The organism is Prevotella sp. MA2016, assembly GCF_000619825.1.
Taxonomy (GTDB): Bacteria; Bacteroidota; Bacteroidia; order Bacteroidales; family Bacteroidaceae; genus Prevotella.
This window is the reverse complement of sequence record NZ_JHUW01000011.1, coordinates 170,890-187,852: the sequence shown is the minus strand read 5'-3', so window position 1 is coordinate 187,852 and position 16,963 is coordinate 170,890. Positions and strand designations below refer to the sequence as shown.

The window sequence follows — 16,963 nt, the reverse complement described above, 5'->3', positions numbered from 1 at the left end:
TGGGGCGCATTCCTTTTTTATATACAAGGCTATTGGATTAATAGCCTGGGTTCTGCCACATCGTTTCCTGAGTAGAGGTGTACTGCAGTACACCACCTGCATCCTGTGTCACAGCTGCGTCGCCACGGTTGGTAACCGACTCCAGCTCAGAGAGTGGGATAGGACGGTAGTAGTGCTTCAGGGCAATGTTGCCACTGGCCTGGGCGTTGTACTTCTTCACGTGGTCGATGAGGGTGTGGGTACGCTTCAGGTCGAACCAGCGCTGGTACTCACCGCACAGCTCGATGGCGCGCTCCTTCAGGATAGTCTCGATAGTAACGGTACCGCTGATGGAATTGTCCTTGCCAGCGATGGCGCGGGCAGCGCGCAGCTGGTTGATGGTCTTCAGGGCATCGCCGCCTGTTGCCAGCTCAGCCTCGGCCTTAATCAGGTACATCTCGGCTAAGCGCAGTACCATGATGTCGCGGTGTGAGATATCGAAGGTAGGATAATCCTCTTCGTACTGATCGTCAAGGAACTTCTTGATGCCAGGGAACGAACGGCGACCCTCAATCTTCTCGCTCTTGTAGCGGGCGTCGCCATATACATCGCTCTTAGCCTTTCCACCCTCGGTAGGCAGGGCGGTAGCAGGATCGCCAGAGGTGTAAACAGGAATGTCGCCACCGAATGCGAACTGCAAGCGATACTTGTCCTTGGCCTCGGCCTGCAGAGCCTGACCCTCGGCTGAGTTACCATCCATCAGGGCGTACTGGATACCAATCACACCACCGTTGAAGTAGTTACCATCCTCGGCGTAAGCCTCGTCGTAGGTCTTGTAAGTCTGATCGGCCATCTTTGGATAGTTGGCAGCATTGCCAGCCAGGTCGGGATGTACGCGATATTCGGTGAGCAGGGTGCCATTGTAACGCTGGTCGGTACCCTTGATCTCATCCAGAATCTGCCAGAGATAGAGTGAAGGCAGGTAGCGGGTGAAGCCACGGCCGTAAGGAGAGTAGTACTTACCAACCTCAACATCCTTACCTGTGCTCTTGCTCTTGATGGTGGTCTTACCGGCTGCCATACGGAAGAAGATAGAGTTGTTCTTCTGTCCGTTAGGACCGATATCGTCGCAACCATTGTTCCAGAGTGATACGAACATCAGCAGTGAGGCACTACCACCGTTACGACCATAACCGGTACGGGTGATGAGTGAGTTGAAATTGCCAGTACCCTCGCTTGAGAAACGGTAAGGCACGCAGTTGTCGCGACCGGCGTTCAGGTCGTTAGAGTAGTGAACGGCAAAGAGGTTCTCGGTATTGGTGGTTGCCTCTTCATTGTTCATATTCCAAGTGTCGCTGAAACGGCTGTAGAGCTTCGCGCCAGAGTTGTTGATCACATCATTGGCAGCATTCAGAGCCTCGGTATAGAGATTGCCATAACCGCTGACGGCATTGGCACCCAACCAAGATGCAGCGTAGAGGGCTACGCGGGCATAGAGGGCCTCGGCTGAATAGTAGTAGGCACGACCATCGGCAGTGGCCGACTTGCCATCCATGATGTTTGCCTTCTTATAGTTGTCCATGGCCTGCTTCAGGTCGGCCAGGATGTTGCCATAAACCTCAGCCTCGGGCACACGAACAGGATTGTTGTTAATCGCGTTGATAGGCTCGGCATTGTAAGGGATTGGGCCCCACATAGCTACCATCTGAGAGTAGTAGAGAGCGCGCAGGAAGTAAGCATCGCCCAGGTAGGCGGCCTTCTTGTTATCATCAATCACGCTGCACTCGGGCACATACTTCAGGGCGTTGTTACATACATCCACGCCAGCGTAGAACATCTCCCAGTACTCGTCCAAGCAGGGGTTGTCGGCTACGTTGCTACCAAGAGCCTCGGCAGAGATATCGTATTTCAGCATCGACTTCTGCTTGTTGTCGTAGCCAAAGTAGAACAGGTCTGAGCCCATTTCTGCAAGACCCAGTGATGGCTCCTTACCCCACCAACCGTGTGTGTAGGTATAAGCCGACTGGATGAGTCCGTCGATACCCGAAACGGTGTTGTAGGCCAGGTCGGCAGTCTCACCGGTCTTGTTGTCCTCGTCCAGGAAGTCGGAGCAGGAGGTTGCGCCGAAGCTGATGGCAGCGGCAGCAAATAACATACTATATATCTTTTTCATATCGATAATCAATTATTTGATTTAGAAAGTTACGTTAAGACCTACTACAACCTGCTTCATCAGTGGGAAGTTGACTGAACCGCCACGCTCTGGGTCGTAGTTGTCGAAGTGACTGAATGTGAAGTAGTTCTTGAGTGAACCGTAAATGCGAACATTGCTCATGTAAACCTTCTTGATGAGGTTCTTGGGAAGGTTGTACGACAGGGTGATGTCCTTAATCTTGAAGTAGTCGGCCTTCTGAATCTGAATGGCGCTCTTGTAGAATGTAGGAGTAGCACCTGTGGCACCTGGAGATGGGATGTCGGCACCCTGGTTCTCTGGTGTCCAGTAGCTCAGGTCGCCCCAGTTGGCGTTGTCGTACAGATAGAGTCCGTAGCCGCTGTAGTTCAGGTAGCCACCCAGGCGGGCCATGGTCTGAACGCTCAGTGAGAAGTCCTTGTAAGTGAAGGTGGTGTTCAAACCAAGAATAGCCTTGGGCGAGCGGTTGTAGATAATCTTATCGCTATCGTCGATCTTGTCGTCGCCGTTTACGTCAATCACCTTTGGTGTACCTGGATCACCGTAGTCGGCCTGTGGCTTCTCGAAGTTGGGGTGAGCAGCCAGATACTTGTCGAACTCGCCAATGCCCCAGCAGCCGTCCATGTCGTAGCTGTAGAAAGCTGAAACAGGCTCGCCAAGTTTCAGAATGCTGGTGCCTGATACCACCTGCTCGATACCGTCGGCCAGCTCAGAAACCTCGTCGCGGGCGAAGGTGGCAGATGCGCTCAGATCCCAAGTAAAGTCCTTGGTCTTAACAGGCACGGCGCCCAGTGAAATCTCGAGACCGTGGCCCTTGGTCTTACCAACATTAGAGATAGTGCTGGTGAATACTGATGAGGCAGGAGCGGTCTTGTAGTACAGCAGGTCGTAGGTCTTGCTGTTATAGTAGTCGATACCTCCATAGATGCGACCATTGAGGAACGAGAAGTCGAGACCAAAGTCGAGGGCGGCGGTCTTCTCCCATGTCAGGTTAGGATTAGCCATGGTCATAGGAGCCTTGTCGGTAGAGTTAGGCACGATGCTCTGGATGGTGGCCAGTGTCTGGTAGGCAGAGATGGCTGAGTTGCCAGAGAGACCCCAAGATACGCGGAACTTCAGGTTGTCGAGCCATGACTTGGTGCCCTGCATGAACTTCTCCTCGGAGATACGCCAACCGGCACTTACTGATGGGAAGTAACCCCACTTGTGACCTTCGGCGAGTACTGAAGAACCATCGGCACGAACCGATGCCTGCAACAGGTACTTGCCATCGTATGAGTAGTTGGCACGGGCAAAGAATGAAAGCATAGAGCTCTTGGTGTAGCCTGTGCTTACAAGAGGTGACTGAATCTTGCTGACATCGTAGAAGCCGCTCTTCTTGTAGCTCTCAGAACCGGCAACACCAGAGATGCTGCTGCTCTCAGATACGTACTGCGACATCTCATGACCCAGCAGGAAGGTTATATCGTGCTTAGCAATGGTCTTGTTGTAGTTAGCAGTGTTCTGCCATACATACTTGGTACCAGTGCTGCGGTCGTTGGCAATATAAGTAGTGGTAGGCGACTGATAGCGTGCCTGGCTGTGGTAGTCCTGATAGGTACCTGTGCGCGAGGTGCTGCGGTCGAGTGTGAACTGCGACTTCACGATCAGACCCTTGATAGGATTGAGCTGCAGATAACCACTGCCGAAGAAACGGCTGCTCTCGATATTGCGCTGGTAAGCGCCATCCTCGTCGAGCAGAGGTGAGCAGTGAGCTGCATACCATGGGTTAGGAGTAGCGTTGATAGAACCGTCATTCAGATAGGCGTGAGTGATGGTGGTCATCTTCTGAGCCTGGTTATAAACACCGCCGTTACGCTTGTCGTTGCTCTTGTAAGCGTAAGAGAGGCTGGCGCCAATCTTCACGATGCAGTTGATATTGTGATCCAGGTTGATGCGGCCGGTGTAGCGGTTGAACTCATCACCCTTCATCAAACCTTTATCATCCATAGCGGCCATCGACACATTGAAGTTGGTCTTCTCGTTACCACCCTGAACAGATACTTCATAGTTCTGAGATACGCTGTTGTCAAGAATCATATCGAGCCAGTCGGTATATGACTTGTCATTGTAGATAGACAGGGTCTCTGTACCATCATCCAGTTTGAAGGTCAGCACGTCGGCAGCAGTAGCTGCGTTGCTGAAGGCCCAGCCATTGGCAGCGGCTGTCTCGTAGTTCTTCTTGTCAATCAGGCGCTGAACTTCCTTGTCGCCATACATTGGCTTAACAATACCTGTGGCACCGTTGAATGAGAGGTAGCCGTTGAAGTTTACCTTGGTCTTACCGGCAGAACCACGCTTGGTGGTAATCAGGATAACACCGTTAGCACCCTTGGTACCATAGATAGCGGTAGAGGCAGCATCCTTCAGGATATCCATCGACTCGATATCGGTAGCTGGGATGTCGAGGGTAGAACCATACTCTACACCATCCACAATAACCAGAGGACCGTTACCTGCCAACAGTGAGCGGTTACCACGAAGGGTCATGCTCACACCGGCACCGGCCTCACCACCGCCACTCTGCTGAAGGTCAACACCAGGCACCTTAGCCTGCATGGCTGAAAGGGCATTAGCTCCTGCCACTTTGGCCAGATCCTCGGTCTTAACCGAAGCAACAGAACCGGTCAGGTCTTTCTTTTTCATCGTACCATAACCTACTACTACCACCTCGTCGAGGGCAGCAGCATCTTCCTGCATGGTAACGTTAATACTGTTCTTACCGGCTACAGCAATTTTCTGCTCCTTAAAACCGATGTAAGAAATCTTTAGGACGGCTTTTTCAGGGATGTTCTGAATGGTGAAATTACCGTCGAAGTCGGTAACACCACCGATAGTGGTACCATCGACAATAACGCTTACACCAATCATTGGTTCACCTGATGCATCCTTCACTGTACCTGTGATAGTCTTCTGAGCATAAGCTACGAAGCAGAACACAGATAAAAGCAAAGCCATAGAGGCTCTTTTGATTTGATGATTCATACGAACGTAAGTTTTAGTTGTACTTAAAGTTATTTTTATAGAGTTAAATATTTAGCGGTTTTAAGCTCACTGAGGAACTTTCGGTTGCAAAAGTATTATTAATTGTGAAAAGTTGTATACATTTTTATATAAAATCCCCTGCAAACGTTTACGTTGTACAGGGGTGTTATCGCACACAGCACGGTGCGACTGATTTTTGTGACTTATTATTGCATTTTTTGCAGACCTTCCCAGCGTACGTTCCAACTGCCATCTTGAGGGAAGCCTGGGTTCAGAGGATTGCTGCATCCATCCCAACCGGCACACATCATGGCCACGGCTGTGAGCAGTGCCCCGTTTCCGGGCAGATAGATGCGCAGGCGGTCGGCGGTCTGGAAGTTGTGGCCATTGGGCAGATAGGTATTCTTCTGCGTATCGATGAGCAGGGCTTTGAGGGCTGTCTCGGGCTGACCCAGACGGGCGGCGGTCATGGCTATCATGCCATAGTCCCAGCCCCAGGTGGTTTGCCAGTTCCAGTTCTGCATCACCCAGTCCAGAGTGCGCTGCATCTTCTCCTTATTATATAAATCGGTGTATGGCAGCATGCCACAGGCGCCCAGCACGGCAGGGTGGTCGTTGCGGCACTTGTCGGCAAAGGTCTCCACTTTCTTACCGGTGGCATCAAAGGGGTCGAAAGCCTCATGATGCTTGTTGCTGCCAATCTGTATGCCTGCGGTATAGACACCATCTGCTTCGGGCAGGGGCGACAGGTGGGCTGTGATGTCATCCCACTTCTGATGGCGTGCCAAGCCTTGGCGTTCGCGCCACGCATTGGCTACCTTCAAACCGTACTGCCAATAAGCCAGTTCGAAGGGCTGATTGTAGGAGATATCCTTGGTCATGCACTCCTGCATGGCGGTGGCTCCCTTCAATGTGTAGCGCTTCTGCTTAGCATCGTAGGTGACGTAGTCGGCCATAAACGCAGCGGTGGCCTCAACCTGCTCACCGTAGGCTTTCAGCGTTTCGGCGGTAGGATTGGCGCGATACATCTCCTCGGCCAGATAGATGTAGTGGGGCTGCTGCCAGATCAGGAACGAGCCGGTGTTAGAGGGGGCTTCGCCCGCCCAGGGGTCGGTCATCTTCATCCAGCGTGCACCCTTGAAACCTTGGCGCTGGGCTATCTGTCGGGCCACAGGATAGGCCACTTGGTTATACCACTGCAGCATCTGTGCTACTACCTCGGGACGGTTCCAGAGGGTGAAATCTACGGCATGCCACCAGGTCATCTCTAAGTGTGGCCGACCGAACCAGCTGTTGTAAGTAAGTCCGGTTTCCTGTGGGGGCATGTTGTTGGCACAGTTGATCTGAGTAAGGTATTGCGAGAGTACCACGCGGCGCTCCAATTCCTTGGCGCGCGCATCGGTACACTGCGAGAAATCTACGATAGCACCAGATTTCCACCAGGCATTCCAATGGCGCAGTGTGGCTTTGTGATACTGGTCGTACTCAAAGCTAGGAATACTAGCAATACTTGCCGGGCTTGCTTCTCCCGGCAGATACTCTGCCGAAACGGTGAGCACATCATCATTGGCCACCAGCTCAAACTCATGATGGTCGCATCTGCTGAGTGTGGCCTGACCTTCCCACTGCAACAGCACGTAATAGGTAGTGCTGTCGAGGGTGCGCTTAATCAAGGCTTTCTGTGCACCTTGCTCTATAATCTCCGACTGGTGCTTCTCGGGCTTGGTCCAGTCGCTGGCATCATCGGCATGCTTACCGGTGGGGTAGGGAAAGCGCAGGCGGATGGTGGCTTGCTGTGTCTTGAGCAACTGACTGACGATACGGGCGTAAACCGCATCCTTGGTTGGGTGAACGCCAGTGCTGACCTCTACTTTCTGACCATCGGCAGTGAAGGTGGATTCAATCTCGCCATCCAGCAGTTTCAGTTCCTGACGGATGCTGGTAAGCTGCTGCAGGGGGATTGGTGTGCCGCTGGCATCGGTGAGGTGCAATCCCAGCGCACCTAAGTTTAAACGGTGGGGGTTAATACGAAAAAAATCGGTAGCCTCTTTGTGGCGACCGTCTTCTGTTTTCTTGTACTCTACGGCATACACTTCAGGATGTCCATGCCCGAAATCGAAGGCTTTTTCCGATTCTGAGGGTTTCAAACCTTTGGTGTTGGGGAACTGGTGCCAGCCCCAATCACTCATGGCGCACAGTGGTACACCGGTCTTATACGCGTCGGGATATGACTGCAATCCGGTGACATCTACAGTTGTTACAAAGTGACAGTTACCTACAGACAGTGACGACAGTGCATCGGCTTGGGTGATGATTGGGTTGTTGCGATTAACAACAGCGTGACGGTCTATAGAGGCCGTCACGTTGTTGATATTGTATCCTAACTGTTCCATTTCAAGCGAGGCCCAGATGAACGGGCCAACACCTTTGGCATCATTGTCGCGAATAGGTTCTGACAGATAGTAGTCGAAACCTCCATCGCGGCGGGTATTCTCTTTGACTGTCGCTTTGGGATTAATCTTCTTCAGCGCTGCCTCTACCTCGGGTGTAGCTGCCGGACCGAGTCCTGCTACCGAACAACACTGGGTGAGCGAGATGGTCTTATCCTCGTTGACGCGGATAAAGTTGTTGATGATACCTTTGTAGGCCTTGATGCCGGCATCGCGATACTTGGTGCCAAGGTAACCTTTATTATAAGCCTTGAGCAGCACGTAGGCAAACATCGACGAGCAGGTTGACTCCAGATAGTTGCCTTGTTTCTTTGGCTGGTCCATCACCTGATACCACACGCCGGTCTTCTTGTCTTGCCATTTGATAACGGCATCCAGGTCTTTCTGCAGCAGGTCGATCACCTCCTGGCGACGGGCGTAGTTCTCGGGCAGGGCGTCGAGCACCTCGATGAGTGCCATCGAGAACCAACCCTGCGCGCGGCCCCAGCAGTGCTGTGAGAGACCTGTCGTCTTATCGGCCCAGAAGGTGTTGCGGGTTTCGTCGTAGGCATGACGGTTCAAACTTGTCTTGGGGTCGAGTGTGCGCTCGTAGGTTATCTTGAGCTGGTTCACAGCATCATCGTAAATCTTGTTGATGGCACCTTTCTTAGCATCCTTGGCTGTGGTGGTGATGGGGGCAGTGAGTGTGCGGAAGGGCAGACCCATGAAAATACCATCAAGCCACACCTGATAAGCATAGATGGCCTTGTGCCAGAATACCTTGTCGGCGATGGTACGGGGCTGGTTCTGCAACTGCTTCATCATCGTCTTCATAGCTGCCAGGTTCTTAGCCTCGGGCCACTGCTGGTACATGCGGGTCACGAAATGACCGGTACGCACGTTGTCGAGGTTGTAGTCCAGGATGTCGTAGTTGCGAATGTCGCCCTTGGCGTTGATCATCGTGTCGGTATATTCCTGACAGTACTTGCGGATGTCGTCGCCACCATATTTAAGATAGGTGTCGAGCATGCCTTCCAGCTCAATACCCATCACGTAGCTCCACTTGGGTTTCTGCGAGAAATCCAGCAGATAACTCTTGGGATTGCGCTGCATCTCACTGTAGGTCATCCACTCAGAATAGTTCTGGTAAGGCGCCTTGAGCAGTGCCAGAGAACCGTTGATGAACAAGCGGTCGAAGTTGACGTTGCGGGTCTTGCCACTCATAAAGTTACCGCTCTTGACACCGTTGAAGTGACAGTTCTTGACATTGATGTCGTAAACAAATGTATCTTCGTCGAGACCGATAATCTGCACACCATACTGCGACTGCTGACTGGTGACATTCTCCATATACACATTACGTACGATGGGGTAGTAGCCACGGCAGCAAATCTCGTTGTGCTCGTAGTCAAGATTAATCTTCAGTACACTTTCTTTGCACTTGCCAACGGTGATGTTGCGCATGTTGATATTCTCGATGATACCACCACGGCAGCTGTTGGTCTTGATGCGCAGCACGCGTTCCAACTCAGGAGAATCCATCACACAATCGTGGGCATACACATTCTGGCAACCGCCCGAAATCTCTGAGCCTACTACCACACCGCCATGACCATTCTTCATCTCGCAGTTGCGGATGATGATGTTCTTGGATGGCATGTTGCGCTCTCGTCCGTCGCGGTTACGACCGCTCTTGATGGCGATACAGTCGTCGCCGGTGTTGAAGAAACAGTCTTCTATCAGCACACGGTCGCAGCACTCTGGGTCGCAACCGTCACCGTTAGGTCCGTCGTTAATCATTTTTACGCGACGAACGGTGATATCGGTGGAGTGCAGAGGATGGATCACCCAGAATGGCGAACGCAACAGGGTGACGTCCTCCAGCAGGATGCCTTCGCACTTGTTGAAGCTAACCAACTGTGGGCGCAAACCATCTTTGGCAGTGAAAATGCGCTCAGGGCTACGCTCACCTTTCTCATTATACATAGGTATGCCGTCCTCACCATTCTTAAGCAGGCGCGCGCGCGAACCGCCACGCTGACTGATGGTGCCCTCTTTCCATCCGAAACGGGGATTGCCGTTCCATGGCCACCAGGTGTCGTTGCTACCACCACCATCGATGGTGCCCTTGCCGGTGATGGCAATATCCTTGGCCTTGAAAGCATAAACACAAGGCGAGAGGTTAAAGCACTCCAAGCCTTCCCATGAGGTTTCTACAATGGGGTAGAGCTCGGGTTCGAAAGCAAATTCGAGTACGGCTCCCTCCTGTACCTCCAGGTTTACACCACTCTTCAACTCGATGGCACCTGTCAGGAACTTCTGATTGGCTGGAATCACCACGCGACCGCCACCCTTCTTCGAGCAGAGGTCGATGGCTTTCTGGATAGCCTTCTGATTCTTGGCGGCTGTGTTGGTAGTTTTTGCGCCATACTTGGTAATGAGATATGCCTTATCGGCAAACTTCGGGGTTCGGATACTCTGCTCAATCTGACGATACTGAGCTTCGTCCCACTGCTGAGCTGCTGCTAACAGGGGTGTCAGCACACAGAGCATCACAATCTGGAAAATTCTTTTAATCATCTGTATTTAGTAACGTTTATTAGTTTGCAGTCTCGCAATTTTGCTGCAAATATACAATAAAAGTGCAAAACTACAAACTAATCAATACGTAAAATTCTACGTAAACGTTATCTTTCAAGGGCATCAAACAGCTTGTCGAGAGCCTCGTCGGCATCCTTGCTCTCGTTAAGCAAGGTAACGAACTTTGAGCCGATGATGGCACCGGCGGCATTCTGCTGGGCGGCTTCGAGCGTCTGCTTGTTGCTGATGCCGAAACCAATCATGCGCGGATTGCGCAGATTCATGGCGTTGATACGACGGAAATATTCCTGTTTGGCATCGTCGAAACTCTTCTGTGCACCAGTGATGGCTGCACTCGACACCATATACACAAAACCATCGGTATTATCGTCGATAAAGCGGATACGATCCTCACTGGTCTCTGGCGTGATGAGCATGATGATGCGCAGGTCGTATTTATCAGCAATGGGTTTTACTACCTCCTGATAATCCTTGAATGGCAGGTCGGGGATGATGGCACCGCTTACGCCTGCCTCTACACAACTCTGACAGAAAGCTTCGATACCATAGTGCAGAATGGGGTTCAGATAGCCCATCAGTACCAATGGGATCTGTACCTGATCTTTGATGGCTTTGAGCTGACAGAAAAGGATATGCAGGTTCATGCCGTTTTTCAGAGCCTGGGTGGCGGCACTCTGGATTACAGGACCGTCGGCCAATGGGTCGCTGAATGGGATGCCAACTTCAATCATGGCAATACCACGGCGCTGCATAGCGAGAATCACGTCGCCTGTGCCCTCCAAGGTGGGGCAGCCTGCACAAAAATAAAGGCTTAAAAGCTTTTTGTCGCCACGTTGTGCGAACAGTTGATTGATCTTATTCATATCTTTTTTTATTTAACTCTTCAAAAAATCTTTTGATTTCTTCTGTATTTTTAAGGGCTGGAGCTGACTCGAAACGTGAGTTCAAATCGATGCCGATACATTTGTCGTGATGGAAATTGAGAACGCGCTCTGCATCATCAGGACCGATACCGCCACTCAGCAGAAAAGGTGTACAGCCTGCGTAGACATCGAGTACTGTCCAGTCGAACTTCTCACCATTTCCACCCACGCACTTGCCTTTCGTGTCGAAGAGAAAGTAATCTACTATCCCTTCATAGGGCTTGGTCTGAGGCAGGTCGTCGGCGGTGGCGATATTAAGGGCTTTGATGATTTTAATACCGACAGGCAGGTGGGATTTCAATTGGATGATGTAACTGGGAGACTCCTGTCCGTGCAACTGGATAAAGTGGAGCGCAAAGTTGTTGACGGCCGACATGATGTCGCCGATGCTGGCATCTACAAACACGCCCACACGCTGACAGTGCTCTGGCAAATAGGCTGGCACTTCACTTACAAACCTGCTCGACTTTGGCCAGAAAATAAATCCCATCCAATCAATTGAACATTGATCATTTAACATTGAACATTGTTCAACCTCGCGGATGTTCTCCGCCTCTCTCATACCACAAACCTTGATTATCATAGCTTCTCAATAAATTCACGTAATGCTGATCCTGGATCGGCTGTCTTCATAAAGTTCTCGCCAATCAGGAAACCACGGAAACCAACCTCGCGCAGTGACTTCACGGTGTCGGGATTCGAGATGCCACTCTCGCTCACCTTTACCACATCCTTTGGCAATAGCTCTGCTAGTCGGAAAGAGTTCTCTACATCGGTCACAAACGAACCTAAGTTACGGTTGTTGATACCGCACATATCTGGCTCTAACCCAGCGTATTCCAGTTCTTCGTGCGAGTGCATCTCTAAAAGTACTTCTAATCCTAACTCGTGAGCTGTATGAAGCAGACTACGGCACTCGGCCAGCGTCAGGTCGGCAGCTATCAGCAATACAGCCGAAGCACCACACAAGCGCGCTTGGAACAGCTGATACTCGTCGATGACGAAGTTCTTGTAGAGCACTGGGATGTTCACGCCACTTTGACGGGCAATACGAATATAATCGTCGCAACCGCCAAAATATTTCTCATCGGTCAGAATGCTCAGTGCTGCAGCACCGTTCTGCTGATAGCTCAGGGGGATGATGTCGGGCTGGCCCTCCTCTTTAATCCATCCCTTTGAGGGCGACTTGCGCTTAAACTCGGCAATGATTCCTGAGTCCGACGCTGTGAGGGCGCTCTTCATCGAAGCCACGCTAAAGTCGAGAATGGCCTCTACTTGCTTATAGAGCACCTGTGGGGCAACAGCAGCTTTAGCCTGTTCTACCTCCTGCTGCTTGTGGGCAATGATTTCGTTTAGTATATCTATCATGATTTTTTGGGGGGCACGGATGACACGGCTCTCTTTTTAGAGAAACGCTGCTTTTCGTGATTGAAAACAGCCGTGTTTTTTTATAAAAAGGCCGTGTAATCCGTGCCTAATAAAATTAGCTGTTCAGTTCTACGAATTTCTTGAAGGTGCGGAGGGCTGCGCCACTGTCGATACTCTCGCGGGCAATCTCTATGCACTCCTCGATGCTCTTCTCACCCTTCTCCAGAACCTGGATACCGAAGGCGGCATTGGCCAGTACGATGTTCTTCTGGGCAGGCAGGGCACGATTCTCCAGAACACTGTCGAAGATCTGTGCTGCCTCTTCTTCAGTGGCACCGCCAACAAGCTCCTCGGGCTTGGCTATCTCAAAGCCCAGATCCTGAGGCTTGAAGATGCGCTCGTATTGCTTGGTAGTAACTTTGAAATCGCCTGTCAGTGAGATCTCGTCGTAGCCATCAATCGAATTTACGATACCATAGTCGATACCAATCTTCTGATAAACCTGATTATACAGGCGCATCTGGTCGAGGTTGGCCACACCGAGCAACTGGCACTGGGGCTGTGAGGGGTTAACCAGCGGACCTAACAGGTTGAAGATGGTGGGGAACTGCAGGGCTTTGCGGATAGGACCCACAAACTTCATGGCCTTGGCAAACAGTTGGGCGTGCAGATATACGATGCCTGCCTCGTTCAGACTGCGATTCAGTTTGTCGATATCATCGGTAAACTTGATGCCGTGGTGCTGAATCACATTCGATGCACCCGATACGCTAGTGGCAGCGTAGTTACCATGCTTTGCCACCTTGTAGCCTGCACCAGCAATGACAAAGCAGCTGGTGGTAGAGATGTTGAAGGTGTTCTTGCGATCGCCACCGGTACCAACCACGTCGATGTAGCGGTCGGCATTCAGAATGGCTGGTACGCCTGTTTCTAAGATACCATCGCGGAAGCCAAGCAGTTCGTCCACAGTCACGCCACGCATCTGCAAGGCTGTGAGCAGGGCAGTAATCTGCTCTGTAGGAAACTCACTCTGGGTGATACCAATCAGAATATTCTTCATTTCTTCACGAGTCAGCTCCTCGTGGTTCAGCATCCTGTTCAGGATGTCTTTCATTGTCTGTGCCATATCTCTAATTTTTACATTTTCTAATTTTTACATTTTTACATTTTACAAGAACATCCAGTTCTGTAGCATCTTCTTACCATCGGGTGTGAGGACGCTCTCTGGGTGAAACTGTATACCGCGAATGTTCAGCGTCTTGTGGCGCAGGGCCATAATCTGTCCCTCGTCGCTCTGGGCGGTTACCTCAAGGCAGTCGGGCAACCCCTGGCGCGATACCACCCACGAGTGGTAGCGCCCGATGGTGATGTCGCGCTCGATACCGCTGAAGATGGGGTCGTCGCTGATGATGTGACAAGGTGTAGCTACGCCGTGGAACACATCGCTCAGGTTCTCCAGTTTGCCACCAAAGACTTCGCCGATGGCTTGGTGACCTAAGCATACACCCAAAATGGGCTTTCTGCCTGCATAGGTCTTTATCACGTCGAGCAGTAATCCTGCTTCGCTGGGGATGCCAGGGCCAGGACTCAAGATGATTTTGCTGTATGGCTCCAAATCCTCAAGCTTAAACTGGTCGTTACGCAGCACCGTTACCTCGGCACCCAGTTCCTTTACCAAATGACTCAGATTGTATGTAAACGAGTCGTAGTTATCAATAATAACGATCTTCATAGGAAATCTGTTCTTTTGTTCTTTTTATCTAAAGTTTTTCTGCCTGAAGTATGGCCTTGCGCAGGGCGCCAAGCTTATTGTTTACTTCTTGCAGTTCGTACTCCACATCGCTCTTGGCTACGATACCGCCACCAGCCTGGAACCACAATTCGCCGTTTCTCGATACAAATGTGCGGATGGTGATGGCCTGATTCAGACTGCCATCCAGTCCGATGTAGCCGATGCAACCGCCGTAGGCACCACGGTTGTGTGGCTCGTAGTCACTGATAAGCTGCATGGCGCGCACCTTTGGTGCACCAGAGAGGGTGCCTGCAGGAAAGGTGTCGATAAAAGCCTTGATAGGATCTGCACCTTTGTCGAGCTCGCCTGATACACGTGATACCAGATGAATCACATGACTGTAGTACTGCAAGTCCTTATAGAAATCTACCTTTACACCATGACAATTGCGGCTCAGGTCGTTGCGGGCCAGGTCAACCAGCATCACGTGCTCAGCGTTTTCCTTGGGGTCGTTGCGCAGATATTCTGCCCCCTTGCGGTCGGCCTCAGCATCGCCTGTACGTTTAGTGGTACCGGCTATCGGGTCAATATAGGCACGTTTACCTTCAATGCGGCAGTGGGTTTCTGGACTTGAACCAAAGATACGGAAACCACCAAAGTCGAAGTAGAACAGATAGGGAGATGGGTTGATGCTGCGCAGGGCACGATACAGTTTGAAATCGTCGCCTTCGTACTGCTGGATGAATCGGCGGCTCAACACAATCTGGAACACATCGCCACGCAGACAGTGCTTAATGCCTCGGCGAATGTTCTCACGATGCTCGTCGTCGGTGAGTGTAGAACGCACATCGCCTATTGGATGGAAATCGTAAGCCTTGATATTGGCTTTGTTCATTGCCTTCAGAATGTCGTTTACTTTTTCCTCACCCTCAAGCGAAACAACCTTGAGCGTATTATTAAAGTGGTCGAACACAATCACCACCTTATATAATATATAGAGCAAGTCGGGGGCATCGTTCTTGGCTTGTGTCTCGTCCTTTACGTTGATATCCTCAAAATAGCGCACAGCATTAAAACTGGTATAGCCAAACAGTCCGCACAGCTTGGCATCGTCGCCAGTAACATTAATACGGTCGAGCAGTTCGTGGATAGCCTTGTCGCTGCGATAGGTCTTATTTACCTCTTTCTGCAGTGTGGTGCCATCGGGATAGGTGATGGTTGCTATGCCGTGCCCGATGGCCACGCTGGCCATAGGACCGATACCGATAAACGAGCGTGAGTTGTCCTTTTCGTGATAGTCTGAACTTTCCATCAGGGCGCTCTGTGGGTACAAATCCCTCAGGCGCATATATACCCCCACTGGCGTGTACAAATCCGCCAGAATGGTTTTGCTTGTAGTTGTAAAATTATAAGTAATCATAACTCTCAATCTTCAATTTTCAATCTTCAATTAAAACTCCCCGTATTCTCCCGCCATTGCTTTATTCTTCAGATAAGTCTCTACATCCTTATCGCCGCGACCAGAAACCGTCAGTACCACTACGTCAGTGGGCTTGAATGTGAGTTTTGAGAGAGCTGCAATGGCGTGTGCACTTTCGATGGCGGGGATGATACCCTCCATACGTGTCAATTCGTAACCGCCACGGATGGCTTCGTCGTCGTTGATACTCAGTACCTGTGTGCGACCTTTCTTGGCCATGTTGCAGTGCATGGGACCTACGCCGGGATAGTCAAGACCAGCACTGATGGTGAATGCCTCCTGTATCTGTCCGTTCTCATCCTGCATGACCAGCATTTTCGAACCGTGCAGAATTCCTGTCGTGCCTTTGTGGATGGTAGCAGCAGTATGGTTAGTCTGCCAACCGTGTCCGCCAGCCTCGGCCAGAACGATCTTGGTGCGCTCCTCGTTCACGTAGTGATAGATGGTGCCGGCTGCGTTGCTACCACCACCGATGCAGGCTATCAGATAGTCGGGATAGTCGCGACCAATCTTCTCTTCCAACTGCCATTTGATTTCTTCGCTGATCACGCTCTGCATACGTGCCACCAGGTCGGGGTAGGGGTGTGGGCCCATGGTGCTTCCTACGATATAGAATGTATCTGATGGGTGGCAGCACCAGTCGCGTATAGCCTCGCTACAGGCATCGCTCAGTGTCATGTTTCCTGTACGTACGGGATGCACTGTGGCTCCCAGCATCTTCATACGCTCCACGTTAGTGTGCTGGCGCTCCACATCGGTAGCTCCCATAAACACCTCGCACTGCATATTCATCAGTGCGCATACGGTGGCAGTGGCCACGCCGTGCTGTCCGGCACCAGTCTCAGCTATGATACGTGTCTTGCCCAACTTCTTAGCCAACAGAATCTGTCCGATAGTGTTGTTAATCTTGTGGGCACCTGTGTGGTTCAGGTCCTCGCGCTTCAGGTATAGTTGGCAGCCATACTTCTCGCTCATACGTCTGGCGTAATAAAGTGGACTAGGGCGACCTACATAATCCTTCAGCAGGGCATGGTACTCAGCCTTAAACTCTGCACTCTCGATGATAGGCAGATAGGCCTCCTGCAAGTCGTGTACACACTTGTAGAGTATCTCGGGCACGTAGGCGCCACCAAACTCTCCGTAAAAACCGTTCTCGTCAGCAAAATAATTCTCCATATGATATTTAATTTTCCGCTCGGCTTTGCCGCTTGGCTCCGCCAAGAATTTTCTAAGTTC

General features: G+C 51.3%; 10 protein-coding genes. All 10 read right to left on the bottom strand.

Annotated features, from left to right (window positions below):
- Nucleotides 1–37: 37 nt before the first annotated feature.
- The 10 genes from T360_RS0109520 to trpB all read right to left on the bottom strand — a co-directional run bounded on the left by T360_RS0109520 (nucleotide 38) and on the right by trpB (nucleotide 16,903).
- A complete protein-coding gene (locus tag T360_RS0109520) occupies nucleotides 38–2,152 on the bottom strand; it encodes a RagB/SusD family nutrient uptake outer membrane protein (RefSeq protein ID WP_028912579.1) in 2,115 nt (704 codons plus the stop codon).
- Nucleotides 2,153–2,173: 21 nt separating this feature from the next.
- Nucleotides 2,174–5,194, bottom strand: coding sequence for a TonB-dependent receptor (locus T360_RS0109515; protein ID WP_028912578.1), 3,021 nt, complete (start codon nucleotides 5,192–5,194; stop codon nucleotides 2,174–2,176).
- Between the two features lie 206 nt (nucleotides 5,195–5,400).
- Nucleotides 5,401–10,203, bottom strand: a complete 4,803-nt coding sequence (locus tag T360_RS16735; RefSeq protein WP_197019298.1) for a glycoside hydrolase family 88 protein — start codon at nucleotides 10,201–10,203, stop codon at nucleotides 5,401–5,403.
- A 107-nt stretch (nucleotides 10,204–10,310) separates the two neighbouring features.
- Entirely contained in the window at nucleotides 10,311–11,087 is a 777-nt protein-coding gene (gene trpA, locus T360_RS0109505; protein ID WP_028912577.1) for a tryptophan synthase subunit alpha, read from the bottom strand.
- Complete coding sequence (locus T360_RS0109500; protein WP_028912576.1) at nucleotides 11,080–11,730, bottom strand: phosphoribosylanthranilate isomerase; 651 nt, start codon at nucleotides 11,728–11,730, stop codon at nucleotides 11,080–11,082. The genes trpA and T360_RS0109500 overlap by 8 nt, the downstream gene beginning before the upstream one ends.
- Nucleotides 11,727–12,512 (bottom strand): indole-3-glycerol phosphate synthase TrpC, encoded by a 786-nt coding sequence (trpC, locus tag T360_RS0109495; RefSeq protein WP_028912575.1) that lies wholly within the window; start codon nucleotides 12,510–12,512, stop codon nucleotides 11,727–11,729. Before trpC ends, T360_RS0109500 begins: the two co-directional genes overlap by 4 nt.
- Before the next feature lie 118 nt (nucleotides 12,513–12,630).
- The gene (gene trpD, locus T360_RS0109490) at nucleotides 12,631–13,629 is read right to left on the bottom strand and encodes an anthranilate phosphoribosyltransferase (protein WP_028912574.1); all 999 of its coding nucleotides are present in this window, start codon (nucleotides 13,627–13,629) and stop codon (nucleotides 12,631–12,633) included.
- Nucleotides 13,630–13,683: 54 nt separating this feature from the next.
- Complete coding sequence (locus T360_RS0109485) at nucleotides 13,684–14,247, bottom strand: aminodeoxychorismate/anthranilate synthase component II (RefSeq protein ID WP_028912573.1); 564 nt, start codon at nucleotides 14,245–14,247, stop codon at nucleotides 13,684–13,686.
- A gap of 28 nt (nucleotides 14,248–14,275) precedes the next feature.
- Nucleotides 14,276–15,667, bottom strand: coding sequence for an anthranilate synthase component I family protein (locus T360_RS0109480; RefSeq protein WP_028912572.1), 1,392 nt, complete (start codon nucleotides 15,665–15,667; stop codon nucleotides 14,276–14,278).
- Between the two features lie 30 nt (nucleotides 15,668–15,697).
- Nucleotides 15,698–16,903: a tryptophan synthase subunit beta gene (gene trpB, locus T360_RS0109475; protein ID WP_028912571.1), complete on the bottom strand. Its 1,206-nt coding sequence runs from the start codon at nucleotides 16,901–16,903 to the stop codon at nucleotides 15,698–15,700.
- Nucleotides 16,904–16,963: the final 60 nt, after the last annotated feature.